At 56.0% G+C, this 26,468-nt stretch carries 37 protein-coding genes, 2 tRNA genes and 3 pseudogenes; 18 read left to right on the top strand and 24 right to left on the bottom strand.

The annotated features are described in order from the left end of the window. Together E3W21_RS13070 and E3W21_RS13065 are read right to left on the bottom strand one after the other, a co-directional pair. The gene (locus tag E3W21_RS13070; protein WP_129444687.1) at positions 1–333 is read right to left on the bottom strand and encodes a cupredoxin domain-containing protein; all 333 of its coding nucleotides are present in this window, start codon (positions 331–333) and stop codon (positions 1–3) included. Next, the gene (locus E3W21_RS13065) at positions 334–864 is read right to left on the bottom strand and encodes an iron transporter (RefSeq protein WP_008153602.1); all 531 of its coding nucleotides are present in this window, start codon (positions 862–864) and stop codon (positions 334–336) included. It lies immediately after the preceding gene. Positions 865–1,049: 185 nt separating this feature from the next. Here E3W21_RS13065 and E3W21_RS13060 point away from each other — a divergent pair, with 185 nt between their 5' ends. The 3 genes from E3W21_RS13060 (at position 1,050) to E3W21_RS13050 (ending at position 1,830) form a co-directional block, all read left to right on the top strand. Continuing rightward, positions 1,050–1,271 (top strand): DUF3079 domain-containing protein, encoded by a 222-nt coding sequence (locus E3W21_RS13060; protein WP_129444685.1) that lies wholly within the window; start codon positions 1,050–1,052, stop codon positions 1,269–1,271. A 204-nt stretch (positions 1,272–1,475) separates the two neighbouring features. Beyond that, a tRNA-Cys gene (locus E3W21_RS13055) sits at positions 1,476–1,549 on the top strand. 194 nt (positions 1,550–1,743) lie between these two features. Beyond that, positions 1,744–1,830, top strand: a tRNA-Leu gene (locus tag E3W21_RS13050). 82 nt (positions 1,831–1,912) lie between these two features. Here E3W21_RS13050 and xerC read toward each other — a convergent pair. The 6 genes from xerC to E3W21_RS13020 are packed head-to-tail and all read right to left on the bottom strand — an operon-like array spanning position 1,913 to position 4,574. Next, positions 1,913–2,944, bottom strand: coding sequence for a tyrosine recombinase XerC (gene xerC, locus E3W21_RS13045; protein WP_134420216.1), 1,032 nt, complete (start codon positions 2,942–2,944; stop codon positions 1,913–1,915). Position 2,945: 1 nt separating this feature from the next. Next, positions 2,946–3,152: a DUF4224 domain-containing protein gene (locus E3W21_RS13040; protein ID WP_134420214.1), complete on the bottom strand. Its 207-nt coding sequence runs from the start codon at positions 3,150–3,152 to the stop codon at positions 2,946–2,948. A 36-nt stretch (positions 3,153–3,188) separates the two neighbouring features. Further along, positions 3,189–3,656 (bottom strand): hypothetical protein, encoded by a 468-nt coding sequence (locus E3W21_RS13035; protein ID WP_134420212.1) that lies wholly within the window; start codon positions 3,654–3,656, stop codon positions 3,189–3,191. Between the two features lie 49 nt (positions 3,657–3,705). Further along, entirely contained in the window at positions 3,706–3,933 is a 228-nt protein-coding gene (locus tag E3W21_RS13030; protein ID WP_178084135.1) for a site-specific DNA-methyltransferase, read from the bottom strand. A gap of 46 nt (positions 3,934–3,979) precedes the next feature. Beyond that, entirely contained in the window at positions 3,980–4,303 is a 324-nt protein-coding gene (locus E3W21_RS13025) for a hypothetical protein (protein WP_134420210.1), read from the bottom strand. Positions 4,304–4,307: 4 nt separating this feature from the next. Then, positions 4,308–4,574, bottom strand: a complete 267-nt coding sequence (locus E3W21_RS13020) for a hypothetical protein (protein WP_134420208.1) — start codon at positions 4,572–4,574, stop codon at positions 4,308–4,310. A 117-nt stretch (positions 4,575–4,691) separates the two neighbouring features. Between E3W21_RS13020 and E3W21_RS13015 the strand changes: the two genes are divergently transcribed. Then, positions 4,692–5,414 (top strand): hypothetical protein, encoded by a 723-nt coding sequence (locus tag E3W21_RS13015; RefSeq protein WP_134420206.1) that lies wholly within the window; start codon positions 4,692–4,694, stop codon positions 5,412–5,414. Between the two features lie 44 nt (positions 5,415–5,458). On the opposite strand, the gene E3W21_RS13010 is transcribed toward E3W21_RS13015, so the two are convergent. After that, complete coding sequence (locus tag E3W21_RS13010) at positions 5,459–5,890, bottom strand: hypothetical protein (RefSeq protein ID WP_134420204.1); 432 nt, start codon at positions 5,888–5,890, stop codon at positions 5,459–5,461. Between the two features lie 89 nt (positions 5,891–5,979). Here E3W21_RS13010 and E3W21_RS13005 point away from each other — a divergent pair, with 89 nt between their 5' ends. Further along, positions 5,980–6,579 (top strand): hypothetical protein, encoded by a 600-nt coding sequence (locus tag E3W21_RS13005; protein WP_134420202.1) that lies wholly within the window; start codon positions 5,980–5,982, stop codon positions 6,577–6,579. Positions 6,580–6,591: 12 nt separating this feature from the next. Here E3W21_RS13005 and E3W21_RS13000 read toward each other — a convergent pair whose 3' ends face one another. Further along, on the bottom strand, positions 6,592–7,455 hold the full coding sequence (locus tag E3W21_RS13000) for a hypothetical protein (protein WP_134420200.1): 864 nt from the start codon (positions 7,453–7,455) through the stop codon (positions 6,592–6,594). A 98-nt stretch (positions 7,456–7,553) separates the two neighbouring features. Here E3W21_RS13000 and E3W21_RS12995 point away from each other — a divergent pair, with 98 nt between their 5' ends. The 3 genes from E3W21_RS12995 to E3W21_RS12985 all read left to right on the top strand — a co-directional run bounded on the left by E3W21_RS12995 (position 7,554) and on the right by E3W21_RS12985 (position 8,485). Then, the gene (locus E3W21_RS12995; RefSeq protein WP_134420198.1) at positions 7,554–7,823 is read left to right on the top strand and encodes a hypothetical protein; all 270 of its coding nucleotides are present in this window, start codon (positions 7,554–7,556) and stop codon (positions 7,821–7,823) included. 51 nt (positions 7,824–7,874) lie between these two features. Continuing rightward, positions 7,875–8,123, top strand: coding sequence for a hypothetical protein (locus E3W21_RS12990; protein WP_134420196.1), 249 nt, complete (start codon positions 7,875–7,877; stop codon positions 8,121–8,123). Between the two features lie 107 nt (positions 8,124–8,230). Further along, the gene (locus E3W21_RS12985) at positions 8,231–8,485 is read left to right on the top strand and encodes a hypothetical protein (protein WP_134420194.1); all 255 of its coding nucleotides are present in this window, start codon (positions 8,231–8,233) and stop codon (positions 8,483–8,485) included. A 32-nt stretch (positions 8,486–8,517) separates the two neighbouring features. Here E3W21_RS12985 and E3W21_RS12980 read toward each other — a convergent pair whose 3' ends face one another. The 9 genes from E3W21_RS12980 to E3W21_RS12940 all read right to left on the bottom strand — a co-directional run bounded on the left by E3W21_RS12980 (position 8,518) and on the right by E3W21_RS12940 (position 13,686). After that, positions 8,518–8,868, bottom strand: coding sequence for a hypothetical protein (locus tag E3W21_RS12980; RefSeq protein ID WP_134420192.1), 351 nt, complete (start codon positions 8,866–8,868; stop codon positions 8,518–8,520). A 266-nt stretch (positions 8,869–9,134) separates the two neighbouring features. Then, positions 9,135–9,476 (bottom strand): hypothetical protein, encoded by a 342-nt coding sequence (locus tag E3W21_RS12975; protein ID WP_134420400.1) that lies wholly within the window; start codon positions 9,474–9,476, stop codon positions 9,135–9,137. A 75-nt stretch (positions 9,477–9,551) separates the two neighbouring features. Continuing rightward, the gene (locus tag E3W21_RS12970; RefSeq protein WP_134420190.1) at positions 9,552–10,013 is read right to left on the bottom strand and encodes a hypothetical protein; all 462 of its coding nucleotides are present in this window, start codon (positions 10,011–10,013) and stop codon (positions 9,552–9,554) included. Beyond that, positions 10,010–10,252 carry a hypothetical protein gene (locus E3W21_RS12965; protein WP_134420188.1) on the bottom strand — a complete coding sequence of 81 codons (243 nt, stop codon included), beginning with the start codon at positions 10,250–10,252 and terminating at the stop codon, positions 10,010–10,012. Before E3W21_RS12965 ends, E3W21_RS12970 begins: the two co-directional genes overlap by 4 nt. Continuing rightward, entirely contained in the window at positions 10,249–11,886 is a 1,638-nt protein-coding gene (locus E3W21_RS12960; RefSeq protein WP_134420186.1) for a YqaJ viral recombinase family protein, read from the bottom strand. The genes E3W21_RS12965 and E3W21_RS12960 overlap by 4 nt, the downstream gene beginning before the upstream one ends. Next, the gene (gene bet / locus E3W21_RS12955; RefSeq protein WP_134420398.1) at positions 11,883–12,695 is read right to left on the bottom strand and encodes a phage recombination protein Bet; all 813 of its coding nucleotides are present in this window, start codon (positions 12,693–12,695) and stop codon (positions 11,883–11,885) included. The genes E3W21_RS12960 and bet overlap by 4 nt, the downstream gene beginning before the upstream one ends. 168 nt (positions 12,696–12,863) lie before the next feature. Beyond that, a complete protein-coding gene (locus E3W21_RS12950) occupies positions 12,864–13,058 on the bottom strand; it encodes a hypothetical protein (protein ID WP_134420184.1) in 195 nt (64 codons plus the stop codon). Further along, the gene (locus E3W21_RS12945) at positions 13,055–13,270 is read right to left on the bottom strand and encodes a hypothetical protein (RefSeq protein ID WP_134420182.1); all 216 of its coding nucleotides are present in this window, start codon (positions 13,268–13,270) and stop codon (positions 13,055–13,057) included. The genes E3W21_RS12950 and E3W21_RS12945 overlap by 4 nt, the downstream gene beginning before the upstream one ends. Further along, on the bottom strand, positions 13,267–13,686 hold the full coding sequence (locus E3W21_RS12940) for a hypothetical protein (protein WP_134420180.1): 420 nt from the start codon (positions 13,684–13,686) through the stop codon (positions 13,267–13,269). The genes E3W21_RS12945 and E3W21_RS12940 overlap by 4 nt, the downstream gene beginning before the upstream one ends. 268 nt (positions 13,687–13,954) lie before the next feature. On the opposite strand from E3W21_RS12940, the gene E3W21_RS12935 reads away from it, so the two are divergent. After that, positions 13,955–14,299, top strand: coding sequence for a hypothetical protein (locus E3W21_RS12935; protein WP_134420178.1), 345 nt, complete (start codon positions 13,955–13,957; stop codon positions 14,297–14,299). A 324-nt stretch (positions 14,300–14,623) separates the two neighbouring features. Here the strand turns inward: E3W21_RS12935 and E3W21_RS12930 are convergent, their stop codons facing one another. Beyond that, a complete protein-coding gene (locus tag E3W21_RS12930; RefSeq protein WP_256661555.1) occupies positions 14,624–15,586 on the bottom strand; it encodes a hypothetical protein in 963 nt (320 codons plus the stop codon). 168 nt (positions 15,587–15,754) lie between these two features. Between E3W21_RS12930 and E3W21_RS12920 the strand changes: the two genes are divergently transcribed. The 9 genes and pseudogenes from E3W21_RS12920 to E3W21_RS12880 all read left to right on the top strand — a co-directional run bounded on the left by E3W21_RS12920 (position 15,755) and on the right by E3W21_RS12880 (position 23,967). Further along, positions 15,755–16,354 carry a tail assembly protein gene (locus E3W21_RS12920; RefSeq protein ID WP_371927080.1) on the top strand — a complete coding sequence of 200 codons (600 nt, stop codon included), beginning with the start codon at positions 15,755–15,757 and terminating at the stop codon, positions 16,352–16,354. A gap of 57 nt (positions 16,355–16,411) precedes the next feature. Then, positions 16,412–19,969: pseudogene (locus tag E3W21_RS12915) on the top strand (host specificity protein J). A 15-nt stretch (positions 19,970–19,984) separates the two neighbouring features. Continuing rightward, positions 19,985–20,296 (top strand): hypothetical protein, encoded by a 312-nt coding sequence (locus E3W21_RS12910; protein ID WP_134420394.1) that lies wholly within the window; start codon positions 19,985–19,987, stop codon positions 20,294–20,296. Beyond that, the gene (locus E3W21_RS12905) at positions 20,296–20,976 is read left to right on the top strand and encodes a hypothetical protein (protein ID WP_134420172.1); all 681 of its coding nucleotides are present in this window, start codon (positions 20,296–20,298) and stop codon (positions 20,974–20,976) included. Before E3W21_RS12910 ends, E3W21_RS12905 begins: the two co-directional genes overlap by 1 nt. Before the next feature lie 23 nt (positions 20,977–20,999). Next, positions 21,000–21,357 (top strand): annotated as a pseudogene (locus tag E3W21_RS32350) (tail fiber domain-containing protein); the annotation flags it as partial. Positions 21,358–21,946: 589 nt separating this feature from the next. Then, entirely contained in the window at positions 21,947–22,204 is a 258-nt protein-coding gene (locus E3W21_RS12895) for a hypothetical protein (RefSeq protein WP_256661554.1), read from the top strand. 75 nt (positions 22,205–22,279) lie between these two features. After that, positions 22,280–22,645, top strand: a complete 366-nt coding sequence (locus E3W21_RS12890) for a phage tail protein (protein WP_134420168.1) — start codon at positions 22,280–22,282, stop codon at positions 22,643–22,645. 62 nt (positions 22,646–22,707) lie between these two features. After that, complete coding sequence (locus E3W21_RS12885; RefSeq protein ID WP_134420166.1) at positions 22,708–23,133, top strand: cell wall hydrolase; 426 nt, start codon at positions 22,708–22,710, stop codon at positions 23,131–23,133. Between the two features lie 81 nt (positions 23,134–23,214). Further along, complete coding sequence (locus E3W21_RS12880; RefSeq protein ID WP_134420164.1) at positions 23,215–23,967, top strand: hypothetical protein; 753 nt, start codon at positions 23,215–23,217, stop codon at positions 23,965–23,967. 25 nt (positions 23,968–23,992) lie between these two features. On the opposite strand, the pseudogene E3W21_RS12875 reads toward E3W21_RS12880, so the two are convergent. The 4 genes and pseudogenes from E3W21_RS12875 to E3W21_RS12860 all read right to left on the bottom strand — a co-directional run. Then, positions 23,993–24,208, bottom strand: a pseudogene (locus E3W21_RS12875) (SOS response-associated peptidase family protein); the annotation flags it as partial. 187 nt (positions 24,209–24,395) lie between these two features. Then, on the bottom strand, positions 24,396–24,776 hold the full coding sequence (locus tag E3W21_RS12870) for a hypothetical protein (RefSeq protein WP_134420162.1): 381 nt from the start codon (positions 24,774–24,776) through the stop codon (positions 24,396–24,398). Positions 24,777–24,910: 134 nt separating this feature from the next. Beyond that, positions 24,911–25,636, bottom strand: coding sequence for an SOS response-associated peptidase family protein (locus E3W21_RS12865; protein ID WP_134420160.1), 726 nt, complete (start codon positions 25,634–25,636; stop codon positions 24,911–24,913). 23 nt (positions 25,637–25,659) lie between these two features. Next, entirely contained in the window at positions 25,660–26,388 is a 729-nt protein-coding gene (locus tag E3W21_RS12860; RefSeq protein ID WP_134420158.1) for a hypothetical protein, read from the bottom strand. Positions 26,389–26,468 lie beyond the last annotated feature (80 nt).

Here is a 26,468-nt window from a genome sequence, read left to right as displayed (position 1 = left end):
TTATTTCGCGAGGATGCCGCCCTCGGGCAATTGCGGATTGAACTCGTCGAAGAAGGGGTAGTGGCCAGGCCTGAGCGGGTGAATGACCACAAAAGTAGTCACTCCCGGCGACAGTACTTTTTCAACTCGCAATGGCGTGCTCTCGAATTCGGCTGGGCCTTCACCGATATTTTTCAGGATGATCTTGAAGCGCTGTCCGGCCGGAACCTCCAGCAAGACAGGGGAGAAGTGGCCATCGCGCAGGCTCAGCTCGTAGCTGGGTAACTCGGCATATGCCGTCAATGGCGCCACTGCTCCGGCCAGCACCAGCCAGGCTATGTGCAGGCGCTTCATTCAATAGCCGCCTTTTTTACCGATGCCGGCGTAGATGAATTCGTAGTGCAATTCGCAGCGTTCAAACCAGGGAGCCACACCGGTTTCCTTATCGGTATGGCGGCCAAGGGACCCATGACCGCCGGGTGGCAGGACGGTGAAGGTCAGCTGATATTTGCCTGGACCGAGCAGCTTTACATTGTCGCCATAATGCGGACCGTCATTGGCGACCATGGCGTGGAAATCACCTTTGAGTTCGTTCTCGTTGCCCTGTTTTTTCAGGTTGAACGAGACATTGAGGTAAGGCACAAAACTGCCTTCCTGAAAGCCCTGTCGATTGTCCGCCGTGGCGCGAATGTCGGCTTCCAGGTGCACATCGGAATCCGCAGTGGCCCGCATCATTCCGGCAGGCGCCATCTCGATCGGTTGCAAATACACCGCCCCGACTTCCAGCCCTGGGCATAACTGGGGTTCCCCGATCGGGTATTCCTTGGCCTGAGCCAAGGGTGTGAGCAAGAGCAGGGCGAGTGACAGCGAAAAGGTCGTACGCATGATGTCTTCCTGGGCACTGACGAGTAAGAGCCCGAGTGTAGGAAGCTTTCCTGCGAATAATAATGATTGTTATCAAGTTTGGAGTGATTAAGACATTTGATTTCAGTCCTTGATCCGTATCAAGGGCGTTCTTGCGCAGGCGATGTAGGTTGGAGGCACATCCTAGAGGCGAACCGGGGATCGACATGGCCAAGAACTTTCCCATCAGCCCCAAACATCCCGAGCGCATTTGCTGGGGCTGCGATAGATACTGTCCAGCCAATTCCCTGGCGTGCGGCAATGGCTCCGACAGGACAATGCATCCGGCCGAAATGATCGGAGACGATTGGTATCTGCATGGCGACTGGGGCATTGAACCGTTGATCGCGGTAGAAGACGTAACGGACGATCTCGGCCGGAAGGGCTGAGCAACCCCCTTGAAACATAGAAACCACCTGACGGAATTTTTTTTGAAATCAAGGGGTTGCCAGCCTCGGGAAATCAGTACATAATTCACGCCATCGAAAGCACTGACCGCTGAAAAAGCTCAATGTTTTCAAGGAGTTAGATCACGAATCTTACTCCAAGTTTGTACGCGTTTGATGTTGTGCTACATGACATCAGATGTTTGAGGCCGAGTAGCAAAATGGTTATGCAGTGGATTGCAAATCCACCTACGCCGGTTCGATTCCGACCTCGGCCTCCACTTTAAACGAGCTCCGTAGATCTATGATTTACGGAGCTTTTTTATTTGCACTGCCCTGCAAGATTTAGTCTTGAAAAGGTCAGTCGCAAACTTGCTTCGCCGGAGCGGGATGTATATATTTCCCCTCTGCTGCACAGGCGTCAGAACTGCCAGATCGTTATTTGACAGTCTTCAGACTGCTTCACCGCGCTACCGCCCGAATGGCGAAACTGGTAGACGCATGGGACTTAAAATCCCCCGCTCGTAAGGGCGTGCCGGTTCGATTCCGGCTTCGGGCACCATCTAAAATCAAGGGTTTGCGGGCGAAAGCTGATGCAGACCCTTTTTTGTTTCTGGGTCGCAATAATGGATGTGGGTCGCAATTCACTTGGTTGGCGAGACTTTTTTGCCTTTGCGATTGCGGATGTATTGCTCTGTCATAACAACCGTCGTATGCCCAAGTTGATCTCTGGCTTGCATAATGTCGCCGCTCGATTCGGCCTTGTCCGTACCCGCTTTGGCGCGCAAATCCCGCATTTGAAACTCGGACTTCGCAACACCTGCCGCCTCCCTGGCCAGGTCAAACCTTCCCCGTAACATTGACACCGTCATCGGTGTGCCATCCTCTGAAACGATCAACCGCGTCGAGCGGACCTTATGTTCTTTCTTCCTGGACATGATTCGATCAATCAAAACCTTCAACTCTCCTGTTATTTCAATCCGACGTTTTGCATTTGTCTTGCCTTGCAGGACCCAGATCTGGCCGTCGCGAACATCCCGTTCGTCTAATAGCCGCGTGTCAGTCACGCGCTGACCGGTCAGATAGGCCAGGTCCATGGCATCTTTTAACCCAGCATCTGCTTTCTCATACACGCGCTTGAACAGTGCGTCCTCGATGTAGATATCACGCCCGGTCTCCTTGTTGCCCTTGATGCCGGCGCATGGGTTGGCCAAGGCCGTGTAGCCGACATCCCTGGCATAGTTCCAGATAGCGCTGAGCAAAGCCTTTTCACGGTTTGCTCGAACTGGTGCTGCCTTGCGCCAGGTCAGATACTGCCGGACGTGCAACGGCTGGATTGTCTCCAACGGCGCAGGCGGGTCATCGAAAAATGACATCAGGTTTTTCAACTCCCTGACATTGTCCTTCTGCGTGGCGGGCTTCTTCGCGGGAACAACGTCGATCATGTATTTCTCGGCGACGTACCGGAACGTGATCACTTTGGTGGCCAATTCTGTAGCTGTGCGATCGCGCTCCAGCTTGGCGTACTCCATGATTGCCAGGCCGTAGTCGCTGCCCAGGGCGATTTCTTTGCGGGCTTTGCCACCTACTTCGTAGTAGTAGAAAATCCGGCCGCTGGCTTTCTTGCGTTCGCGCAGCCGGGCAATTGAGCCGGGTTTACTTGGTCGTCGTCCCATGTCAGCTAGCCTTGCGTGGTGTCCATACGGGTTTTTCAGCTTCAAACATACCGACTGCGGTCACGGCCATGGCGGTAACACTTGGCCAGCCGTTCACTTTGATGGTGTGCCTGACGCCGTTCTTCTTCAGGTTGAGGATTTGACCTGCCTTGGTCCGCGCGCCGGTCAGCTCGCAAACCTCCTCATGGGATAGAAACTGGATGCTCATGAGCTGTTCCATGCCGCGCGTGGCGGCAGAAGGTGGTTATTGGGTGGATTTGGCGATAGCGGCGTCGACGAGCTTCATCGCTTTCATGGCGTTGCTGTTCCCGGGCGGCAGGTAGTCGCCCCAGAGATCGCGAGCGGCCTGAAGTGCAGCCAGCAACTCTTCCGCGAGAGCTCGCTCTTCCCGGCCGATATCCCAGAACCGTTGGCCCCAGTGTCCGGCCGGCGGCGCGTTCCGGTTTTGGACGCCGAACGCCATCGCCCCTACGATCGAATCGAGCAAGTCGCTCTTGTAGGCGTTGTCTCCGTCGATGCTCAGGCCTTGGCGGCGCAGCGCATCCAGAGCGTTATTCAGGTTCGCCTCGGGCGACGGCAGCACCAGGTCGAAGTCTTTCTTGCCGGGACGGCAGGCCACGACCAGCAGCTCGCAATCAAGCGGAAGATGTTGCGCCATATCCGAGATCGCTTCGATCGCGGCCTCCCGGAATTCTTCTCTTTGTTCTGGCATGCGAATTCCTCGCCCGCCGTTCGCCGGCAGGCTGGTAGTTGAAGAGGGGTTAGGCTGTTGCGAATAAATCGATTTGCGGTACCGGTGTATCGCGGGTGGTGATGGCGTCAGCGATCCGTAGGTATTCCCCCCAGAGTGGCTCGAGCGGGATGATGGCGTCCCAGGCACATTGGGTAGTGCCGTAGGGCAAATCGGCCAACACCATGTCGACGCTGGCGTCTGGCAAGTGCTTCATCACCTCCAAACAGTCGCCGAGATAGAGTTCGTATTCACTCATCGCCTCGGCCCCGTGTAGATGAGCCAGGCCATGTAGGCGAGGGCGATTATTGGCATGTGGCGGACCTCTCTGGTTTTCCGTACCGGTCGTACTCTGGCCGTTCCGGTGGGTATGCCTCAGCTGTGCAGGCTTGGTCGATGGCTGCGCGCAGGTTCTCGTTGTAGTTCTCGCCCAGCACGCGCTCCCAGGGCTTGCCCATGTAGTGACCGATGATCTCGATGTTGATGCTGCCGTCATCGCCGCCCGGGGTAGGGCAATCGATGAACCGGACATCCCAGCACCCAGACTCCAGGGCATCAATGCGGACCTTGTCTTGGCGCAGCGCCTCAAGCTCTGCTTGGTCGACGAGGACGAAGTGTTTTTGCTTCATGGCGTCACTCCGTCCCGGCAAGCCAGGTTGGTTCGGTTGCGGCGGCCAGCCATTCGCGAAGGTTGCCGACGATCTTGGTGCGGTCATCTTCATCGCACCAAGGCCTGTCGAGACCCGCGCCATGGACCAGCTCAACATCCCAGTCCGCGTAGTTCTCAACTTCATCGCCGTTCACTGCTGCCAGAACGGCGCGGGCTTCGTCTCCATCGCGAGCGGCGACATAGTCGCAGTCACCGACCGAGTAACAGGCGAGTAAATTTTCTTCAGGCATGACTGTTCCTTTGCCGCTATAGCGGCTGACGTTGAAGGGGAGGGAGTTCCGCCGCGAGGGCAGCTCTTTAATCGAGTTTTTGCTAAAGTCCTTCCACAATTTTTAAGGAATCACGCATTGAATCGCTTACAGAACTACTGGGTTGAACAGGCAAAATGGTGGACTAGCCGCAGCTTAGAGTGGTGGGCTGTGCATCTCACCGCAGTCTACATAGGCGGCGCCATTACAATCATGGGTGCAAAATTTGATGAGCTAATATTGCTAAAGCTAAATGAGATTGGTGATCTCTCGGCTGGTATTTTTGGCCCAGTCGCATTCCTGTGGTTAGTTTTAGGTTATGTACAGCAAGGGCGAGAGCTAAAGTTAAGTTCAGAGGCATTACAGTTACAGGCTAAGGAGCTAAAGCATTCTGTTGATCAGCAAAAAGAAATGGTAGGTATTGCAGGGAGGCAGTTACAGGTCGAACTAGATAAAATTCTATTTGAGAGGGAGCAGAGGCATAGTGCATTACTTCCAAAATTTAAACTTTCAGCAGTAGTACCATCCGCTAGTAGTAATCTGAACGTCTCAATGACCTTGAAAAATCTAGGAGGGCTCCCGGAAGATGTTGAGGTTTTACTTGTAGGTCAGGTAGTGAATAAATATTTAGCTATGGAAGATGGTAGCTCGAATCTTGTAAAGTTCGGCCTTCCCAGAAGTGATGGGGTCTATGAATTTTGCATTAAGTACAAATATGGTGAGGGTGCGGCACGAGCGGATAACTATAGCATGAAGGTAAATGTTTCCACTTCTGCGGGGGCTATAGCGCAAATTGCCTTTATTCCAAGTAATGAGCCTTAATTTACTTCAGCGTTTCCAAATGCAGCGCATCACTGTGATGCTGTTTATCTTGATTCAGCATCTGGTTGACGGAAGACGGAGAGAGCTCCGGCTCGCTCGCGCACAGCCTTCATGCCGGCCTCGTCGTAACCCCAAATGTTGCTGTCGTCGAACCGCTCAGGTCCGAGAAAACCAGGGTGTAACGGCTCACCGGTGCAGATGTAATCCCGGAACGCCTTGACCATATCTTTCAGCGTGCCGCCGTGAGTGAACCCGCGCCACCGGCCACCCCACACCGTTTCATGCGTGAAGACGCGCTTCCCGCTGTAGTCGTCGATGAACCAGACCTTGCCACGGGCATCGACTTCCATTCTGGCGTAGCGGTTCACGGCCTGGCTGTAGAAGAACCGGCGGCCATGGTCGGCGATGATCCGGATTGCCTGGTTGACGTGCTCGGCGCGCTGGCGCTTCAGGTCGAGTTTGTTTTCTGTGGGCATGGTGGCGTCCTATGCCGGGTCATTCCCGGGCGGTGGAGGGTGGTGAGGGGGTCAGCTACAGTGTGTGAAAATTAGGATAGGGGGCTGCTGTGGATACTGTTATATGGGGTTTATCAAAGGAAAAATGGGAAGTCATTGGCACTCTCGCCAACTGGATCGCGGCAATCGGTACCCTAGCGGCTGTGTTTTTATCCCTGCATCTTGCCCGCAGCGGCGCTACGCCGAGGGCCAAATTGTCGGCCGCAGTTACCACAATTTTTGAACTCGAAACCGTTACGCAAAACAACTTTGTGACGATTCAGTTGGTCAACACCGGTGATAGGGAAATCAGAATCACCGGAATAGGGTGGCAATATGGATCAAAGAAGCGCAGACGATATTTCGTTCAGCAGTTCGCCCCCAATGAAAGCAGCCCAATGCCAATTAAACTTGCTCACGGTGACACTGGTTTCTGGCGTTTCCCTATCACCGGCCAGGATAGCTGGTACGTGAGGTTTTCTAACCATTTCGAAGAAAGTTGGCGAGCGGACTTGCTCAGTCTTCGCTGCGTAGCTGTCAGCTCGGTAGGTCAGGAATTCAAATGCAGGCCTGATATGAAAATCCTGTCATCAATCGAGGACGAGTTGATAAAAAGACACGGTGTACAGACCATTCTCGAGAGTATTAGAAGGTCGTTTCACATTCGCTGATACTGCAAATGATCAGTCGCCGCAGAAGCAGTCGACGTCTTCGGAGTGGCCGAATGCGTCCATCTGGCCTTTGTAGTTCTCTGCGTACCAGGCCAGGTGCGAATACTTCGGTCGATCCATTCGGAACACTTGGTTGAAGCGTTCCTCGGCACCAGACCAGAAAATCACCCGATCCGGTTCGGCCTGGATAGCCTTGAAGAGTTTGTCCTCTCCTTTTTTCCAGCAGAGGTCGCAGTTGCCAAGGTCGGAATCCATACCCAGGTCAAAGTCTTGCGTCTTCCAGAATGCCGCCACATCTTCCTTCGTGACGCCTGCTGTGTAAGAAGGGCAGACATTGTCCCAGCGGGTACCTCCCTTAGCGTTTGCCGCCATCATGCGGTGATAGCGACCGGGTTCGTCTTTTCGGATGCCTATCACGCAATCCCACTCGTTGTAGCCCAGCGCTCGCATGTGCTTCTCGCCGATCTTGATCTTCAGGTAGGCGGTGCACATGTTGTTTGAAAAGTTCGGCAGCACCGGTGCCATGTTCTTTTCGGCTTTGCGGTATGCGGCGTAATACTCAAGCATCATCGTGAACGGTTCGCCGTTGCGGCTGGCGGTATCGAAATCCACCAACCGGTACCAAGGCGCATCTTCTGGCTGGCCGTACACGCGACACCATTCCATCCAGACGATGTTCACATTCCAACGCTTGGCCATCTGGTCAATGAAAATCAGCGTTTCCTCGCGCTCCTTGCCAGTGTTCTGGAAGAACAAGTGCGCATCCGCTGGCAACGTTCCGTTGTGGGCTTCGATGGTTTTGTAAAGCATGTGCCCGCTGGTTCGGCCACCACTGACACCGAGTTGGGCCGGCCCAGTTAGCAGGTAAGGATTCATGTTTGCTCCAGACAGCCGAGTACTTCGCCGGCTGGCGTGATTCGTTGAAGTGGGCTATTGCTTGATGGCCCGGCATGGAGCCGGATCAAGGAGCGGATATGTCGAACAAATATTGGCAGTCAGAGCTTTGGGGCGAAGATCCTTCGGATGTATGCCAGAAGCACGATGCGGAGCGTGGCTTTGTCATCACGGTTAGGGTCAGACGTCAGAGCAGGCATGAAGGCATAATGTTGACCCAGCTGTTTCATCCCAGCGGAACGAAACACTCGGAGCATGTTTTCGATATCTCGGACGATTCTGACTATCAGGCGATCCAGCAAGGTATCGGTCATGGTGAATGGCTAGCTCGCGGAACCCGGCCGAAATAAGCGTCAAGCTCAGCGCAATAGGTGAGGGTGGGCTATAGGTCAATCATGGTCATGAACACCGAACAAAAAAAAGCTACTGGAGAGCTGCTAGCCATCGTTGGGGCCGTGCTGCTTTTTCTGTGTGCAGTTCCTGTCGCTTACATGCTTGTCGTGTCTCTCGTCTCACGTGCGTACTCGTTAGGTACCTTCTTTAGCGTTTTCCTTCAGATGCCACAAATGCTGCTCTGGTGGATTGGTCTGATCGCTGGCGTGATGTGCTTCCACGTCAGGAGGGTTGTACTGGGCAGCAGCAAGTCCTGACGTCTCCATTGCATGCGCCGCCCTCCGTTACCGGATGCGGTGGCGTGATTCGTTGAAGTGGGGTATTTGTGTTCGGCCCGGCATGGAGCCGGATCAAGGAGATCGAAATGGTGTTAGCGGATAGGTCGTATCCAGTTGTCTATGAGCATCGAGGCGTTAAAGCGAAGATTGATTTCGAATGGGAGAGCGACAGTGATTCTGTGCCAACAGGGCTTAGAATCGCTGTTGAGATCGAAGAAAGGCAGGTTGAAGCAATCCGTGAAAATGCCAAGTACAACAGCTTCAATGAAGCGTTAGCCCGCGGTAAAGCATTGGCGAGGCTAGACATCGATTTGACTCTTGGGCCCGATCTTTCGGCTTGAAAACAGTACTCAGCGCAATAGGTGAGGGTGGGTCAGTCGTGCAGGTGCTCACGCTTTCCGGTCTGCCGATAATGCAGGTCTTGAATCGCCAGCTGCTGGTCGATGGTGAACATCGGGTTGCAGGTGGTGCAGTGCCCAGCGATTCTGATGGCTTGGTACGAAAGTGAAACCGAGGCATAGTCTCGGTAGCACGAAGGACATTTGATTGCGTCCACACCGCAGCAGGTAAGCGCTTTGTCTTCGTCGTTGTGGTTCGCTTTACAGACCGGACATTCGTACAGCTCGATGATGTCCGGCCGGCAGCAATCCATGGCCTCGTCTTCATCGTCGTGAATTTCGCGGCACGCTCCACATTGGTAAAGCGTCTTGATTTTCAGATCCATGGTGTTCTCCAATGCAGGCGCCGCCCTCCGTGACCGGATGCGACAAAGTAAATTGATGTGATGGCTAAATGCGATTACGATGCCGACCCTTCACAAGGGAGTTACACGATGTTTCCAAGGTATTTCCGCTGGATCGCAGTATTGGGGGTTCTTGCCGCGGTAGTGGTGTTCGTAATATCTGGCCTGCAGGTATTCTCAGGACAAGCTCAAGCAACGGACCTAATCCGACCGATTATTGGCGTAGTCGCCTTTGGTTGGGCGTTTACTCAGTCGACCAAGGTCTGAGGTGGCTCGAAAATCTCGTCGCCCGGATCGCGCTTCAGCTCTGCCAAGCTCACATTCCGAAACATCCGCGCCACGTTTTCGCTTATTTGCACTTTGTGGCGCGGACTTTCCATCGCTTGGTATGAAAGAGTCGGCCCGAGAGCATGAGCGTTCAGGATCAGGTTCTGCACCGCCTCGTTGATTTCCTCGATGCCGTTCCAGGCCATCAGCTCATCAAGCTTCTGCCGGGTACCGAGCCTGAGCCGGTGCCGCAGCTCCTTCTCGTCGTACTGGATTCGCTTCTCGGCGGCCTTCGCCGATCGCTCTTTTCCAGTCTTGGCGATGGCCAACCTCTTCTATGCCACTGGCCGGCAGCGCCAGCCAGGTTTGTCGTTTGCGTTGCTGAACGCGGAACCGTCTCACGCTGCGACCTTGACCTGATTCCAAGCTCCAACCGCTTCAAAAATCCGCGCTGCATGAGCTTCGTCGAGCGACAAGGACTCCGGAATTGCGATCCAACCAGAAGCCACCATCTGGCTTTGATTGGCTGAGTCGCGCAGCTTCTTGTAGCAGTGCTCGATTACGTCCTCCAGGTGGTCGGAGAGGTAAACGCCGTCCGGCGCGACCTCTATCGACTTGCTGTACCGGTCGCCGCGGGCATCAATGCAAAGAGCGCTGAGGTAGATCGTCCAGCGGTGGGGGATGCCACACACCGCCTGGCCAATCTTCCCGGGAGCGATGTTCTTCAGCGACTTGTAATTGATCATGCCCTGATGACCGCTGGGGTCGATGTTCACCACTGCGACGTGGTTGGTGGCCAGCAGCGAACGACACGATCGGTCGATGCGGGCCTTGAGGTTGTGAGGTTTGCGTTTACTCATAGTGAGTCCGCCATTTTGCGAAGTGCCAGTCGCTCACCCCTGGTCAGTGGCTTGGGTTTGCGTCTGAGGATCGTCCCGGGGTCTATCGTTTCAGGGCGCTTTGCAGGCTCCGGATTGATCGCCGGACTTTCTCCGATTGTGAACTTTCCGCCAGCGGCCAGGTGTTGATGGACCTGACTTGAAAGCTCCAGCGCTTTCTCGCGTCGGAACTCGATGTCTGATTTGAGGTTGCTGATCATGCGGCTACCTTTACCAGTCTCACGCCGGCCATGCTGAACTTGGAACCTTGGTCGGCGACAAGCGCATCGAGCGCTTCCCAGTTGACCGCCAGCATCGATATCGGGGCCTGACCGTATGTCACGGCCTTGATCAGAGCTCCGAGATCGAAGACTTCGGCCTGCATTGCTACCGGCTGACTGGTTTGTACTGCGACTGGCTTCGAAACCGCCTGGGCGATCGGTGCAGATCGCGGCGGAGCCGAAGTCGAGACAGGTGCTGGTTCAACAACTGGCGCGACGGCGAGCTTCGCCTTTTCATCGTCGGCGATTCGCTGAAGTTCTTCGTCGCGGATGCGCTTCCGGGTGGCTTCGGCTTTCTCCTCCTCGGCCTTTTTGTGCTCCGAAATCCGCACCTTGATCAGCGCCACCAGGTCATCGTTTGCCTTGAGCACAAGCTGTTGGATGTCGTTGAACAGGAAGACGTGGTCAACGGCGAGCTCGGCCAGGCTGGACAGGTTCAGTCGAATGCAGTCCGCTGCCTGGCTCGCGTCGATCTTCGCCCGGGCCAGCTCGGTATCAACCGCATCCTGCAAGCTGGCTATGGTGCGCTTGTTCTTCATGGCGCCCGCGAAGTCTACCGCAATGCCAGGAAGGACGACTTTACCCAGGGTCTTGTTGATCGCCGCGACGTGATCAAGCAGCGCCTGTTCGGCCTTCTGCTTGATGTTCGTTTTGACCAGCAGTTCCTGCGCCTTCACCAGCTTGTCGACTTTCAGACGAGTTTCGCGGGCATGCGCGGAGACGCGATCCAGCGAGGAAAACAGCTCGTCAATGGTTGCGGTTTGCGACAGCGCCTGCTTCTTCGCTGCTGCGACGGCTTCCTCGACATCACCGCACCACTTCACGGCCTTCTTGGCATCGGCGAAGTCCTGGTCCGTTTGCAGCGTGGTTTTCACCGAGTCGATGACCGCCAGTGCCGATTGCTCGAACAGCTTCAGGTTGCTCGCGGTGACCATGCCGGTGAGTTCGATACGCAGCGCTGGCAGTTCGTCGGGCGCCTTGCCGACGACGATGGATGGCGCATCCGCAACTACGTGGTTGCCAAGGTCCGCTTCGAACTGCTTCCAGCCTTCGACTAGTTGATCGGCCCGGCCAGCGACAGGGCGATATTCCATACTCACGAAGTTTTCGGCGGTGCCGTCGGAGCAAACGAAAATCACGCGCTCGGCACCGCTAACCAGCAGCTGCTGCTCAAGCTGCCAGTAGTAGTGGGGGGCGAGCGCCTCGGCTTTCACCTGGGCGACCAGCGATTCGTTCCAGAGTTTGTGCTCAAACAATGTCTCGCCGAGCATCGTCGCGCCGTCCATCGAGGCCAGCAGGTTGCCCAGCGTGCCAACAACTGGATACAGCTCTTCACCAATCATCACTTCGACCAGAGGGCGGGCCGATGCTTCAGTGGCGTGGCCTTTGTCGAAGATGTACTGCTGTGATGGCGTGACGTCCGGGGCGATGCCGGTCTTCTTCAGGGTCAGCAGATCGGTGCGGGTTTGGTACTTCGAGGCGCCCATCATTGCAGGGGCTTCGGAGGCGGTGAAGTGTTGAGCACGCAGTGCGTGCCACTCGGCGGAGCCTTGAGCTACGTTGTGAATTTTCATGCTGCATCTCCATCGAGGGCTTTGAGGTTGGTGATTTTTTCAATCTGCGTAGGGCTCAGCGTGTATTTGCTGCTGATGGTCGCGATCAGGTGTTCGGGGCTTGTTCGATTGGAATCAATCAGCGGCTGCCACTTCACGATGTTTTCGGTGAGCAGGTCGTCGGAGTAGGCGGGAAGGGCTTCCGGATCAGGGTGTTGCTGTTGGTGTTGGTGCGGACTCACATCGCGCGCCGCTTCCTCGAAAGTTTTGCCTTCCATTTCGTCGGCAGTGGGGGCCGATCCGACTTCGGGGAATGCCTTGCGCAGGGCCTGGGCCTCTGCGCACTTGGCAAGCTGGGCGAAGGCGCGGCGCTTCCACATGGCGTTTGGGGCGGCGCTGTCCTTGCTGGCGGTGGCGTAGTTTTCGAGCCAGCGCTCGTTGGCGGTGAACTCGGCCACAAGCCCGTTGGACATCTGCCGCTTTACGGTCACCCGACACCACTCCGGGTAGGTGACGTCGACGCCAGACAGCTTTGCGGTAATCGGTGGCCCATACTCGGGGTCGCTGATGCCGGCGTATTGCCCGGTGCGCGCCGCCTGGATGCGGTAGAGGCCGATGCCAGGCATTACCGTGTCCTGCATCCTTTTGGCTTTCGAATTCCAGATTGGAACGATGTGCACCGGCTTCAGCATCGGATCGAGATGCGCGGCCTGGCAGTACGCCAACACCATTACGACGGAGTTGCGCTCTGCGCCTGGGTACAAGCTTCCGCTCAGCACCTCGACGAGCGCGTCTTCAGACAGCGCCGGCAAGTTGTCTGCCTGCTTCATTACTGCGGACATGAGGATTCCTTGCCGCGATGCACGCAGCGTTTAAAGGTGTGGGTTATTGAGTGAGCTGGCCGGAGTAGGCGCTTGCCAACATCCAGGCAGTGAAGAAGAGCAAGGCGATGGCTGAGCCGCGCCAGAACCAGAAGCGCTTAGCGCGCTGATAGGAGGTCATTGCCGAACCCTCACCGCAATCCGGCCGCCTTTCATAGTCGCCGCCAAGCGCTGCGGCAAGCTGGCTACCAGAACTTCGCGGGAACGCCCGATCACCTCATTGAAGGGAAGGCCGAAGCCGAGCAGGATCAGCTTCGATTCAATTTCGTCGAGCTGCTCATCGATCAGCGATTTAACCGGTGCAGTACTCAAGTGGAAGTCCTCTTCAAGAAGTCATTACGCTCGCAAAACTTCGTATCAAGCGCATCGCGGAAACGGTTTGCAGTGGCGCGATCGATTAGCTCGGCGACTTCGGCCAGCTCGATCATGCCCATCACAAACGTTCGGTCCGGCACCGGGTTGAAAGAGCGCGAAAGTCTCGCAATCTCGAACTCGATACTGGCCACAGCTTTCTGGGCGCTCACAATTCGTCGTCCTCGGCCTTGGCGATCAGCGCGTCATTTACCAGGGGCTCTAGCAGCGCCTCGGCGATCTCGCCAAGCTTGCCCAGCGGGTGGTCGCTGTTGCCAAGCAACTCGGCGACATCGTTCTTATCGACATTGCCGCGCGCCCCAGAAATCAGCAGCCGGCCGAGCGCAGGTGTTTCAACTTCGCAATTGGCAAGGCGGTTGTTCACGTACTCATCAACCGCCAGGGCGAATTGATCAACGGTCACGCCCTGAGGTTTGTTCATGCGGCGCTGGAAGGACACGCCAGTGGAACGCAGCAGCTCCTCCTCTGCGTTGTAGAGCCACTCAGCCCGAGCGTCTTCATGCGGGCTGTGACTCACTGGAGGCGGCTTGCGGTGGTGTTTCGGCAGAGAACTATGTGGGGTGTTCATGATCGCCTCCAGATCGGCGAGGTGATTAGGGCGAGGGCCGCCCTGCATCCTTTTTAAACATATGGACCGCAGCGAATTAAGCGGGATTCATTGGTTATGCGATCCGTTCATCAACAAAACTCGGCTGCACTCATCCGTTCCGCTGGTTGCCGTTGGGCGCGGAGGGGAGTGCATGCGGGTGGTGTCGGGGGAGGAGTGATAAAAACTGATCGATTGATTTTCGCTGCCGATATCGTGTTTACAGTTTTTTATTACGGATGATTTACCTATGAAGTCGATTGCAAAGAACGTGTGCTTGGTAACCCTGATTTCGCTTGGTTACTCCGCTCACACGTTGGCTACTGATGAGCCGACTACTCGTGAAGTTGCGGTTTTGTCGGTAGCCGTAGGGCGCGCATGTGCTGAGTTGCATCCAGAAAAGCATTACACGCTTCAAAATATGCTGGAAAATCCGGCATCGGCCGGGCAGGAAGAACTCAAGGCAGAAATCTTGAAGGTGGATAAAGGCCCTGAATTTCAGCTTGCTATCAGCACTACGCAAAAGAGAGTCAAAGGCGAAGAGCTGTACATGACCAGCTTGTGCCCGAGCTATGCACCGTTAGCCAGTAAATGATGTGTCCCAGGCCCGCTGCTGGCGACGGCCTGGGTTTGCAGCATCAAGTTGTCTTCGTGCGCTGGGGTGGCCTACCGGAATTCCGGCCGATGCGCGGTGACATCGACGACCTACTGTCCGCTGCCTGAATGAGTGTTGGGCGCAGCCTTCAGGCTTGCTGCACCACGCAGGTGGATCGGTCAGCTACTTCATGGCGCATCCTCCGTGACCTTGGCAACTCCCGAGCATTCCTCGGTAGTTGGTTGTGATGCAGGTGGGCGGTTATAGGCCGCAGTATCGTCCGCATCCGTCTGCCCACTCATCGAATGGGCAGAGGTGATGCTGTCAGTCGTAAATGCCGTAGCTGAAATCGTCTTCGTCGCAGTCCACCAGAATTTTGGAGGCGCCGAAGTAGAGGGCGGCGAGCAGCTTTTCGAACTTCGATCTGAAGCGCAGGGTTTGGCCGATTTTCTCGTTGTCGATGCGTGCGGCGTAGACGGTGCCGATTTCACGACCTCTTTCATCCTGGTCATTTCCGCGCTTATCGAACGAGATGTGGATCGCGTTATCCAGGTTGTACTCGCTGCGCTCGCGGCTGCTATAGGACGATTCTTCTTTTGGCTTCTTATCGAAGTAGATGTGCAGGCCGCCGTACTCGGATTGTTGAAAACGTATGTCCGGTCGCTCCCAGCGCTCCTCTGCGGCGCTTTCCTTGTGGTTGTCGATGAAGGATTCGAGAAGGTCTTGCAGGCTTACCACAGCTGGCATCTGATCCTTGGTGAGCACTTCGTCGATAGCTTCCTGCGCGCGGCGCACCATGTCGGTCTCTACGCCGCTGGCTTCCCACTTTTCTTTCAGCGCTTTGGCGATCATGTCGTTGTAGCGGGTCAGCTCAAAGACTGTGGTCAGGTTGGCTGGCAACGCTGCCTTGATTGCCTCCTCAACCTGCTTGCCCATGTCGCCGTAACGACCGAAGCAATTGTCGATCACCTTGGTGAACATGATCTTCACATGCTCGTCGATGATTGCTGCCGGCTGATCACTGCCCGCGAAGGCGGTTAGTCGCTCGCTTTCAGGACGAGGAAGAATCATGCGGATTTTGATAGGGGCGGTGGCGGTGATGTTGCTGGCTGGGTGTGTGTCGCCGAGCGACTTAGAAAAAAATGATCCAAGCGTCAAGACCTCCACTACAAAGGACCCGAAGCGATACGCCTTGTGCGTATTCCCTAAGTGGCAATCAGAACGCACTGATTCGTCGATGGTCGAAACTGAAACTGGGTATCGGTTGTGGGTGGCAAGCAACAACATGGCCGATGAACTGCTAGAAATCAAAAAGACCTCAAGTGGCAGCTCTGTAACGCTTCATCAGCGAATGGCCTGGTCTGCTATGCCTGGTAGAAGTGGTATCGAATCGGCAGTCAAAAGCTGTCTCTGAATCATAAGTGTCCAATGACCGCCTCAGCAGGCGGTTTTTTTATGTCCGAGGAAAACATGGCCGCGATCGCAATCAATTACCAGCCAATGACCACGATCAAATTGTCCGGATCGCTTGCAAAGAAGTTCGGACGCATTCACCGTCGTCAGCTGGACTCGGGTAGATCTTGGGAGCTGTTCAAGGCCTTGAAGTACACGATCGAAGGCTTTGAAGAAGAAATCAGGCGCCTTGATCGTTTAGGGATGCGCTTTGCAATTTTCCGAAACGGAAAGAACGTCGGTATGGCCGGTTTTGATTTGTCCGGCACTCGCGAAGTTCGGGTTGTTCCTGTCGTTGAAGGCAGCAAGCGCGGCGGAATTCTTCAAACCGTTCTTGGGGCGGTACTACTGGTTGCCAGTATCTGGTTTCCATCACTGGCTCCCGCTGGTATTGCATTGATTGCCGGTGGTGTTATCCAGATGCTCAGCCCCCAAGCCTCAGGCCTCAAGCAAAGCGCATCCCCTGAGAACTCGCCGTCCTACGCCTTCGGCAGCGCCAAGAACACCACCGCCAGCGGCAACCCGGTGCCGATCTGCATCGGCGAACGCCGGTGGGGCGGCATGATCATTTCCGCATCGATCCTCGCGCAAGACAAAGCGTAATCCGCACGCAGCAAGCAGGCCGCCCATGAGGCGGTTTTTTTTCGCCTGGAGGAAAGCATGGGCGCAGCACAGAAAATCGATATCCACGGCGCGAAGGGCGGGGAAAGCAAGCCGAAGTCGCCAACCGAGGCCAGTGATAGCCTGCGCTCTACCAACCTGGCCAAGCTGCTGATCGCCGTGGGCGAGGGCGAGTTCGACGAAGTCCCGACCGATTACGACATCTATCTGGACAACACCCCGATCCGGGACGCGAGCGGCAACTACAACTTCCCCAATGTGAAGTGGGACTGGCGCTCGGGCTCAATCGATCAGACCTATATCCCTGGTATTCCATCGGTCGAAAACGAAACCTCGCTCAACGTCGAGTTGCGCAGCGACGCGCCATGGGTGCGCTCGATCAGCAACATTCAGCTTTCAGCCGTGCGTGTCCGTCTGGCCTGGCCTGCGCTGCAGCGTCAGGACGACGAAGGCAACATTGGCGGCTACCGCATCGATTACGCGATTGATGTGGCCACCGACGGCGGTGCCTATCAGCAGGTACTCGTCGACGCTGTGGACGGCAAGACCACCACTCGTTACGAGCGCTCGCCGCGCATCAACTTGCCGGACGCCACCACCGGCTGGCAGATCCGGGTCCGCCGCCTGACGCCAAACCAGAACAGCAACAAGATCGCCGACAGCATGTTGATCGCCGGTTACACCGAGGTGATCGACGCAAAGCTTCGCTATCCGAACACAGCGCTGCTCTACATCGAGTTTGATGCCGAGCAGTTCACCAACATTCCAGCCGTTACCGTGAAGTGCCGTGCGCGCAGGTGGCAGGTTCCGAGCAACTACGATCCGATTGCCCGAACCTACACCGGCACTTGGGACGGCTCCATGAAACAGGCCTGGACCAATAACCCGGCCTGGATCACGTACGGCATTTGCACTGAAGATCGTTTCGGCCTGGGCAAACGCATCAAGCCGTTCATGGTCGACAAGTGGGAGCTCTATCAGATTGCGCAATATGCCGACCAGCTGGTGCCGAATGGCCTTGGCGGCTTAGAGCCTCGCTTCCTTTGCGATATGAACCTGCAAGGCAAGGCTGATGCTTGGTCGCTGCTGCGAGACATCGCCGGCATTTATCGTGGAATGACCTACTGGGCGCAGGGTCAGCTGGTAATGCAGGCGGACATGCCACGCGCGCAGGACTTCGACTATGTCTTCACCCGTGCCAACGTCATCGACGGGAAATTCTCGTATGGCAGCGCCTCGGCCAAAACTCGGTATACCCGTGCCCTGGTCAGTTACGACAACCCGGCGAACAACTATGACACTGACGTCATCCCGTTCTCCGATCTGGATCTGCAACGCCGTTTGGGCGATAAGCCAACTGAGTTGAGCGCCATCGGTTGCACGCGCGCATCCGAAGCCCAGCGCCGTGGCAAGTGGGCGATTCTGAGCAACAATCAGGACCGCACCGTCTCATTCAAAACTGGCATGGAGGGGGTGATCCCGCTTCCTGGCCACATCATACCAATAGCGGATTCGCTGCTGGCGGGGCGCGAGGTGGGTGGGCGAATCTCTGCCGTCGCTGGCCGAGTCGTGACGCTGGACCGTGACACCCAAGCCAAGGCTGGTGATCGCCTGATCATCAACCTGCCGGGTGGCCGCGCGGAAGGTCGTACCGTGCAGAGCGTGAACGGCCGTGCTGTGACCGTCACCACCAACTACAGCGAGCCACCACGCGCGCAGCTCTAGTGGGCGCTGGATGCCGATGATCTGGCGATCCCGCTCTATCGCGTACTGCGGACCAAACGCACAACCGAAGGCAACTTCGAAATCAGTGCGCTGCAGTACGACCCGAGCAAATTCGCCTACATCGACACCGGCGCTCGCTTGGAAGAGCGGCCGATCAGTGTGATCCCGGTCACCGAGGTTCCGGCGCCGGCCAGTGTGACCGTCACGTCGAACTCGGTGGTGTCCCAGGGCATCGCCGTGGCCACCATGACTATCACTTGGCCGGCGGTTGCTGGCGCAGTCGGCTACGACGTTGAGTGGCGCAAGGACAGTGGCAACTGGATCAAGCTGCAGCGCACCGGGATGACCAGTGTCGACGTGGTTGGCATCTACGCCGGGGCCTACGTGGCCCGTGTCCGAGCGGTCAGCGCCTTCGACATCTCATCGATCTGGCGCAACTCGATCCTGACCAACCTCAAGGGGAAGGAAGGCTTGCCGCCGGCGGTGTCGTTCCTGACGGCCACGCCGCTGCTGTTCGGTATCTACCTGAAGTGGGGATTCCCGGCTGGCGCCGAAGACACCCAGCGGACTGAAGTCTGGTACGGGCCGACGACCAGCCTTGAGGCTGCAACCAAGCTGACGGACCTGTCGTACCCGCAAAGCGATTTCTCGATGCTTGGCCTGAAGGCTGGTGTGACCTTCTACTTCTGGGCGCGGCTGGTGGATCGGATCGGCAATATCGGCCCGTGGTACCCGATTGGTATGGGTGTGCAGGGGCAGTCGAGCGCCGACGCAGCGGACATTCTGGAAATGATCGCCGGCCAGATCACCGAGACGGAGCTCGGTCCGGACCTGCTGGACGAGATCGAGAAGATTCCTGGGCTCCAGGCACAGATCGATGCACTGGACGGCCTGAAGGGGTACGACCCGGAAGCCAGCTACGCGGAATACGACCTGGTGGTGCAGGGCAAGCGCATTTATCAGGCTACTGGTCCGGTACCGGACAATACGCCACCGCCGAACCCGGTCTACTGGCTGGATGTCGGCCAGACCGTCGAAACGGCCAATGGCCTGGCACAACAGGTCGCCACGAACACTGCCGAGATTACCGAGCTCGACGGAGTAGTCACCGCTCAGGCGACCGCGTTTCAAGCATTGCGGGCGTCATCCCGCGACGACAATGGCGAACTGGCGGATGCCCTGAAGGGCTGGACCAGCACCGCCGCGATCGCATCGGAATCAAAGGTTCGCACCTCTGAAAACGAAGCGATGGCGCAGCGGATCACCACCTTCGACGTCGCCATCGGCGAGAACGCGGCGAACATCACCGAACTGGAACAGGTGGTCGCCACCAATCAGTCGGCAACGGCCACGAAGATCGATCAGTTGAATGTGTCGGTGGGACAAAACACCGCCGCGATTCAGCAGACGTCGACGGCCTACGCCGACACCGCCGGCAAGCTCTCGACCATGTGGTCGGTGAAGATGCAGATCACCGCGGGGGGGCAGTACGTCGCCGCCGGAATCGGATTGGGCATCGAGAACACCGGCGCCGGCCTGCAAAGTCAGTTCCTGGTGAGTGCCGATCGCTTCGCCATCGTCAACACCATCGCCGGCGGCGCCATCTCGGTTCCGTTTGCGGTGCAGGGTGGCCAGGTGTTCATGAACTCGGCGTTTATCGCGGACGGCACCATCACCAACGCCAAGATCGGCAGCTACATCAGCTCAACCAACTACATCGCCGGTCAACAGGGTTGGATTCTCAACAAGGACGGCACACTGGAGATCAACGGCATCGTTCCCGGGCAAGGTCGCTTGGTAATCAACTCGTTGAACGTCTCCGTCTACGACGCGAACAACGTGCTGCGTGTGCGGCTCGGATACTTGGGGTGAAAAATGGCTCATGGAATGCGGATCTGGGGCGCCGATGGGGCGCTTCAGGTCGACGAGAACTCATTCACCATGCGGGTCGTATTGTCCACGCTGGTTACCTTTGCCAATAGCACAAAGGCGAATCAGGACTTTTCGGTACCCGGAAGTGATGCTTCCAATTCAGTCGCGATCGTGATCCCGGTAGGTCCGTACAACGAAGCGACATCCTTTCAATTGGAAACTGAAATGCTGTCGGGAGTCGCGCGTGTTTACAACTACACGCGCACTTTCGCGGCCAGTCTTTCCACCAGCGGAACCATGCGATTGATGGTTATAAGGTTTGCTTAATGGCGTCGTACGGACTCAGCTTCGTCAACAACAGCAATCAAGTGGTGATCGACTCGGAATTTGCCAGGTTGAACGTCATCTGTAGCGGTCGCTATGCGCCGACGCAGGAGTCCGGACTTGGATCCTCCACTTCCTTTCCGCGCGTCATCACTAGTCAAGAGCCGCCTCTGGTGTTTTGCCGGCCGGATACCGGCGGGGTGGCGGGACTCACCGCCATGCAGGTGATTGGATCAGCCGGCAACTGGACCGGCTTCTATGTCCGAGCATACGACGTAAATACCAATCAACCGAACGGGCGGTACTTCGCCGCGACCTTCGGCGCGCAGCCGGTTGCTTCATACGGAACGCGGCTTTGGGACGGTGCTTCAAAGCTCCTTTTTGATTCAGGAACTCCGACGGCGCTGTTCACGCGAGCGTTCCAGAACTGGACCTATGTCCGATCTGAAACTACCGCCACGAGCAGTACCCGAAGTTTTTACACCGTATCGTTCAACTTTCCAGAAAACGAATACATGCTTATCAATACCTTCGGTATGAACATGCTGACGGGATCTGGGTCCGGTCGCCTTGTTAAAACTTTGTGGAGTTTCAGCACCGGTACGCTGTACGCCGTTACCGACGGGTTCTCCAACCCGTTTGCCTTCTTCATGCCGGCCATCTTCGCAAAACTCGCCGTATAACAACTTTCTGAAGGAAGTAATCCATGCCTTGGTACAAAACCGGGACGGTTTCGGTCGCCCTAAATTCCAATGCCGTGATCGGCACGGGTACTGCGTTTATTGCCAACAGCCGTGTGGGCGATGGGTTCCGTGGCCCGGACGGTGGTTGGTACGAAGTGACCAACATTGCCAGCGATACGGCTATATCGATCTCGCCTAACTATCAGGGCGCAACTAACGGTGCAGGCATTTACGCACTGGCCCCGCTGCAAGGTTATGTGAAAGATTCTGCGGATACGCTGCGAGCCCTGGTCAATACATACGGCGCAAAGCTGGCAGCATTGGGCACGACCGGTAACTATGATGTTTTGCCGGTCGGCAAGGGTGGAACCGGGATCACCAACTTGTCTGCCATGATGCAAGACATGCTCGGAAAAGTGGCGGCGGTTGATGCCCGCTTCGTTATCACGGCTGCTAAGTCTGGCGCAAACAACGACATCACATCGCTCAATGCTTTGACCACTGCAATAAGTGTCGCTCAGGGCGGAACTGGTGGTACTACTCAAGCTCTGGCACGTAGCGGTCTCGGTCTCGGCACTGCTGCAGTGGCTGCAATCATTGGTGCTGTGTCACAATCTGGCGGAACGCCAACGGGCGCTTTGATGGAGTACGTTTCAGGCGCAAATGGCGAGGCTTGGAAGTTTGCCAGCGGGCTGATGATCTGTACCAGATCGCGATCCTATGGGCTTGTGGTTGGCGACTTCACGATTTACGGAAGTATTTGGTACTACTACGGGAGCTGGACGTTTCCGTCTTCATTCGCCGCGCCTCCAGTAGTCACTGGCGCTGCGAGGGGGGCAGGTCGTGTCCACGCCTTGAATGCCGATCCGAATACAACGGTCTCTACATGTAATTTCTTCGTGATCGATTACACCAGTCCCGTGGCTACCACGGTATCTGAAAAGTTAGTTGCAGTTGGGAGGTGGTTCTAATGCTGATTAATCTTTCACCGCAGCGGCGGGACGATACGCTGGAAGTATTCCGGTCAGGAAGCACGCTGATTGTAAATGGGGAGTCTTTTGACTTTTCATTAATAGGGGACGGCGACACACTTCCACGCGCAGCGATTAATTCCGAGTGGTTTGCGGGCAATGTTGACAAGGTAAATGGTGAGCTGATCTTGACACTATTGGTTTCCCATGCCTTGGAACTACAGCCCCGAGCAGGCTTTCCCGGTTCCTCTGAATAACGTGCCCGATGGCCCTGTTGTCTTCCCCGGCCCGCTGCCGGAGCCAGCACTCGAAGCCTCGCCTGAGGACAATCAATGAATATCGATTGGTCGCAACTCATCACCAAAGCTATGAAGGACGCTGCTGTCGAAGCAGCTCAACTGGCTGCAGCCAAAGCTGAGCTGTCAGGCAGGAACATAAAAGCGCTCGCGCAGATTGCCCGCATACAGGAGCGGATAGACACGATCGGTTTTGGCATCGAACTTGGCGAAGCGACCGAGGAAGATGAGGCAGAGCAGGCCACGCTCCTGATCAATCTCAAAGCGTGGAAAACCTACAAGTTCGCGCTGGGCAAAGTCACCGTGCAGCCGACCTGGTACGCCGCGCCGGTTTGGCCAGTTGAGCCAGCGGTGCCGGTAATCGTGGCAGACCCCCAAACTGTGGCCGCTGATCTGATCTGATGCGCCACCGCAGCACAACGCAACCCGCCATCGAGCGGGATTTTTTTGCCTGGAGAAAAGTGATGCCAGTTACCGACAAAGACCGAGATATCCTCGCTCGCACGCTATGGGGTGAGGCGCGCGGCGAATCACTGGCTGGCCAGATTGCCGTGGCCTGGACGATCCGCAACCGCGTCAACGACGGCAAAGCCAAGTCGTGGTGGGGCGAGGGTTACGCCGGCGTGTGCCAGAAGCCGTACCAGTTCAGCTGCTGGAACAGGAACGACCCGAACTTTGTTTACCTGTGCGGTGCAAAGCCGATTCCATTCCGCGAGTTCGCTCAGGCACAGATCGCCGCTGATCAGGTGCTGGCCGGTAAAGCACCAGATCCAACCGGCGGGGCCACGCATTACTACGCGACCACTATGCCGATGGCTCCGGCTTGGGCGGCAAAGGCCAAGCAGACGCTGAAGCTCGGACAGCACGTTTTCTTCAAGGATGTGCCATGAGTCCCTTAATCCGGTGACGTTCAATTTTCTAGCTATGCTACTGAGCTCAATTGGTCTGCTTTCTGTGGAGTATTAGTTCTCATGAAAGTTTTTGAAGTTGTTACCCCGGGAGGCTTTCTTGATAAAAGCAAAGGCTACTCAAAAGATAGCTCTGCACTTCTTATCTTGCTGAGAGACGCTTTTTACGAGGCCAATCTGGCAGTGGAACTTTACTCTGAGAGTAATGGTTGGAGAGGAAACGGAAAAGATAACACGTTAAGGGATGATGATCGAAAAAGCCGGGAAAGAATAGATGCACAATACAAGGCCTTATCCTCTAATGGTTGCGAGGAGCGACAAGAGCGAGAGTTTAATGTTGAGCGCCTTCATAAGATAGAGCAGTGGGAGTTAGGTCGGGTTCCTACAGAGTTTAGGGCGGCTAAGACCTTGATATATTCCAAGGCCTTTGTTTCTGCATTGGACTCAATAGGAAAGTTAATTAAGACTTTATCGAAAGAAGATGGCGCTCCACATGATCTGAAAGCGATAGCAGAAGAATTTTACTCGGGAATCCCCGGCCTGATCGGACTGCGAAACTCTATACAGCATGTTGAAGATAGAGCTATTGGGGTTTTTGCTTCCAAAGCGAAACGCGACGAGGAGTCATCAAGATTTTTTTCATCTTTTGTAGGTAATACATATTTTGCAACTGGTAAAGAGTGTGGGCTGGATGGTGTTAATGTTTCTTTAGAAACTTTAGAATTTACTCTATGTATCCTGAATAAGGTCATGAATTCCTATGCCTGGGTTGCGCAAAAACAGCATTGGCCCTCATTAGATCCTTGGTATAGATAAAAGATTAGTCTAAGAATGTATTGGGTCAGAGATGTAATGTGTCTTTGTTATCGCGTTTAATTAAATCTGGCCCCTGACTCCGTACCTTGCCCACGGTAGTATTGACTCTGATCCATTCGAAAGCCTCCGCCGGCTCACCTTGGAGCAGCACAATTTCCTCGTCACGCTCCGTCGGCATGGCCGGGTCTAGCCACTCGCGGGCGAGCTCTGGCGATAACGCCACTGGCCGCTGGTCATGAATGCCATCCTGCTCCGACTCCTTCCTTATATAGCAGCGCTGGCACTAGTAGCCGGCGCGCGCTATTTGGCACTTATCAACGTGGGTTTTCTGTGAAGGTTGGAGAATGGCAGTCGGCTTGGAAAGATCGGAACACCTGCGACGCAAGGGCCAAGGCCGTGACCGATGCGTATGTTGAAGAGCTAAAGCGCTACGACTCGTCAGGGCGAGCGTCGCTTACGTTGGCGCCTAAAGGTTGATTCGCCTCGCAGGCTTGTTTGCGCGCCAAGATGGTCAAATCCGATTCAGGCGCATCAACTCGTCCAATCTTTGCAACCTGAGCAAGCACACTCTCCTTGGAACTATAAAAACCGGTTTGACTGAACACTTTCGAAGTGCAGTCGAAGCCGAAGCCGGTGTAGACAACGATAGACTCGCTTGATCGCTTAACGACTACAGCGCGTATAGGGATGTTGCCCTCGACACTTTCAATCGAATAGTTCGCTGAGTATACATCTGCTACCGACTGACTTTCGGTCGCATTGGCGAGGGAGGAAATGGAAAGAGCAGCTACTATTTTGAGAGCTTTCAAGAGGATCTTCCTTGATGAGTCATGGACGAGAGAGGGGCCACTGGCCACTAGCGTTATGTTACGCCTCATTTAAGTCAGTGGGGAAGTCTGAAAAGAAGGTTCGTCACCAACGGTCAATCGGCTCGAAGAGCGGCTCAAGACTCTGGCGTCGAGTTAAAACAGGCCAATGCCTGCAGGCGCTTCGTCCATTGGCTGATTAGATCAGGCCCTTGATTACGCACATTACCAATGGCGCGGTCCACTTTGAACCACTCGAAGGCCTCTGTAGGCTCTCCCTCGAGCAGCACCATCTGTTCGGCGCGTTCCTTCGGTGTGGCGGGGTCTAGCCATTCTCGGGTCAGCTCGGGGCTCAATGTCACTGGACGGCGGTCATGAATGTCCACCATGCCGCCGGCGCTGTCGGCGGTGATGATAACGAAACCGTCTTGCTCGCTCGGTTCATGCTCGGCAATGGGGTACTGACCGATCGCGGCACAGAGGATTGGTGACCGGTCACGGTGGCGAACAAGGTAAGGCTGCTTTTTCGGGCCGCCTTCATCCACCCACTCAAACCAGTTGTCGATTGCGATAATCGCCCGATGGGGCCAGATCGCTTTAAAGAATGGGCCGTGGGCAACTTTCTCAACTCGGGCATTGATCGGCGCTACGCGGTCTTTGGCCCAGTGCGGGCGCCAGCCCCAGCGAACCATGTCGGCCCGCAAATATTCCCCTTCCCTGTGGAAGAGAGCGAGCTGAGTGGTCGGCGCCGCGTTATAGCGCTCGAAAGGCTGGTCGCCGGCATAGTTGAGGAGGGCGTTGGGAATGCTGAGTGCCGCGACGAAGTCGTGGATGCCTCGGTACTGGGAAAGGCGTCCGCACATGGTTAATTCCTCCGACCATGCATTTAGCGTAGACCAGTCGCTGCCGGCTTCGTTACAAACCCTCTGCCAGCGCAAGTCGGGCAATCTTCACACCGGTCAAAACGATCAAGGCAAGCGGGGCAAGTGCGGAACCTGGCCAGATCGAGACGCGGCCGCACTCTTTCGAAAGCACGTAGATCACAGCACTCGCGGGCAAATTGGGCGGCGTCCACCAGCGCGCGGTAGAGGTCCGGATCTTCTATTGGCTCGTAGGTCATCCCCTCAAACGTTCGCCCGGTTTCGACAAGGTCGTAAAGTTGCCCATCAGGCAGCGTCAATACAAGCTCGACAATTCTCGCGGTAACTCCCGACGGGCTAAAAACAAGGTTCGCCCCGGTGGCATCGCGGTAAATTTTCCCGTCGTATGAGGACCGTGCGTTGTCGGCAAGGGTGCTGGTGGCATAGAAAATTGACTGTCCAATGCGGCCGAATAGCTCGCCATTGCCGCGCGACAAAACGTCGTACGCTGAAGCGCCGCAGTACCGGGCCGAAGCGGTCTGCAATTCCTCCACGGCGTGCCAGTAGGCAGCGTTCGCCATTTCGTTCAGGTCGAACCGCTGGAGCTCATCGATCAATCCCTCGGTAACAAGGGCAGAGCTCATTTCGTGAAGGTTCTGTCGGTGGGCCTCGGGATTCTGCATTCGAAAGTCGTGGTCGTCGAGGGTTGAGCGCCACTGCTGAAGTCTCAGCGCCTTAGCCTGGTCGAAATTCATGGGAACGGGTTCGCTGTACAAATACTGGTTGCATGTACAGTAATCGAGGTATGGCTATTGTGGCGAGGGTAAGGCGACGG

The organism is Pseudomonas sp. F01002, assembly GCF_004402115.1.
Taxonomy (GTDB): Bacteria; Pseudomonadota; Gammaproteobacteria; order Pseudomonadales; family Pseudomonadaceae; genus Aquipseudomonas; species Aquipseudomonas frigoris.
Note: the sequence above shows the minus strand (reverse complement) of the source record. Positions and strands in the feature narration are given on the sequence as shown.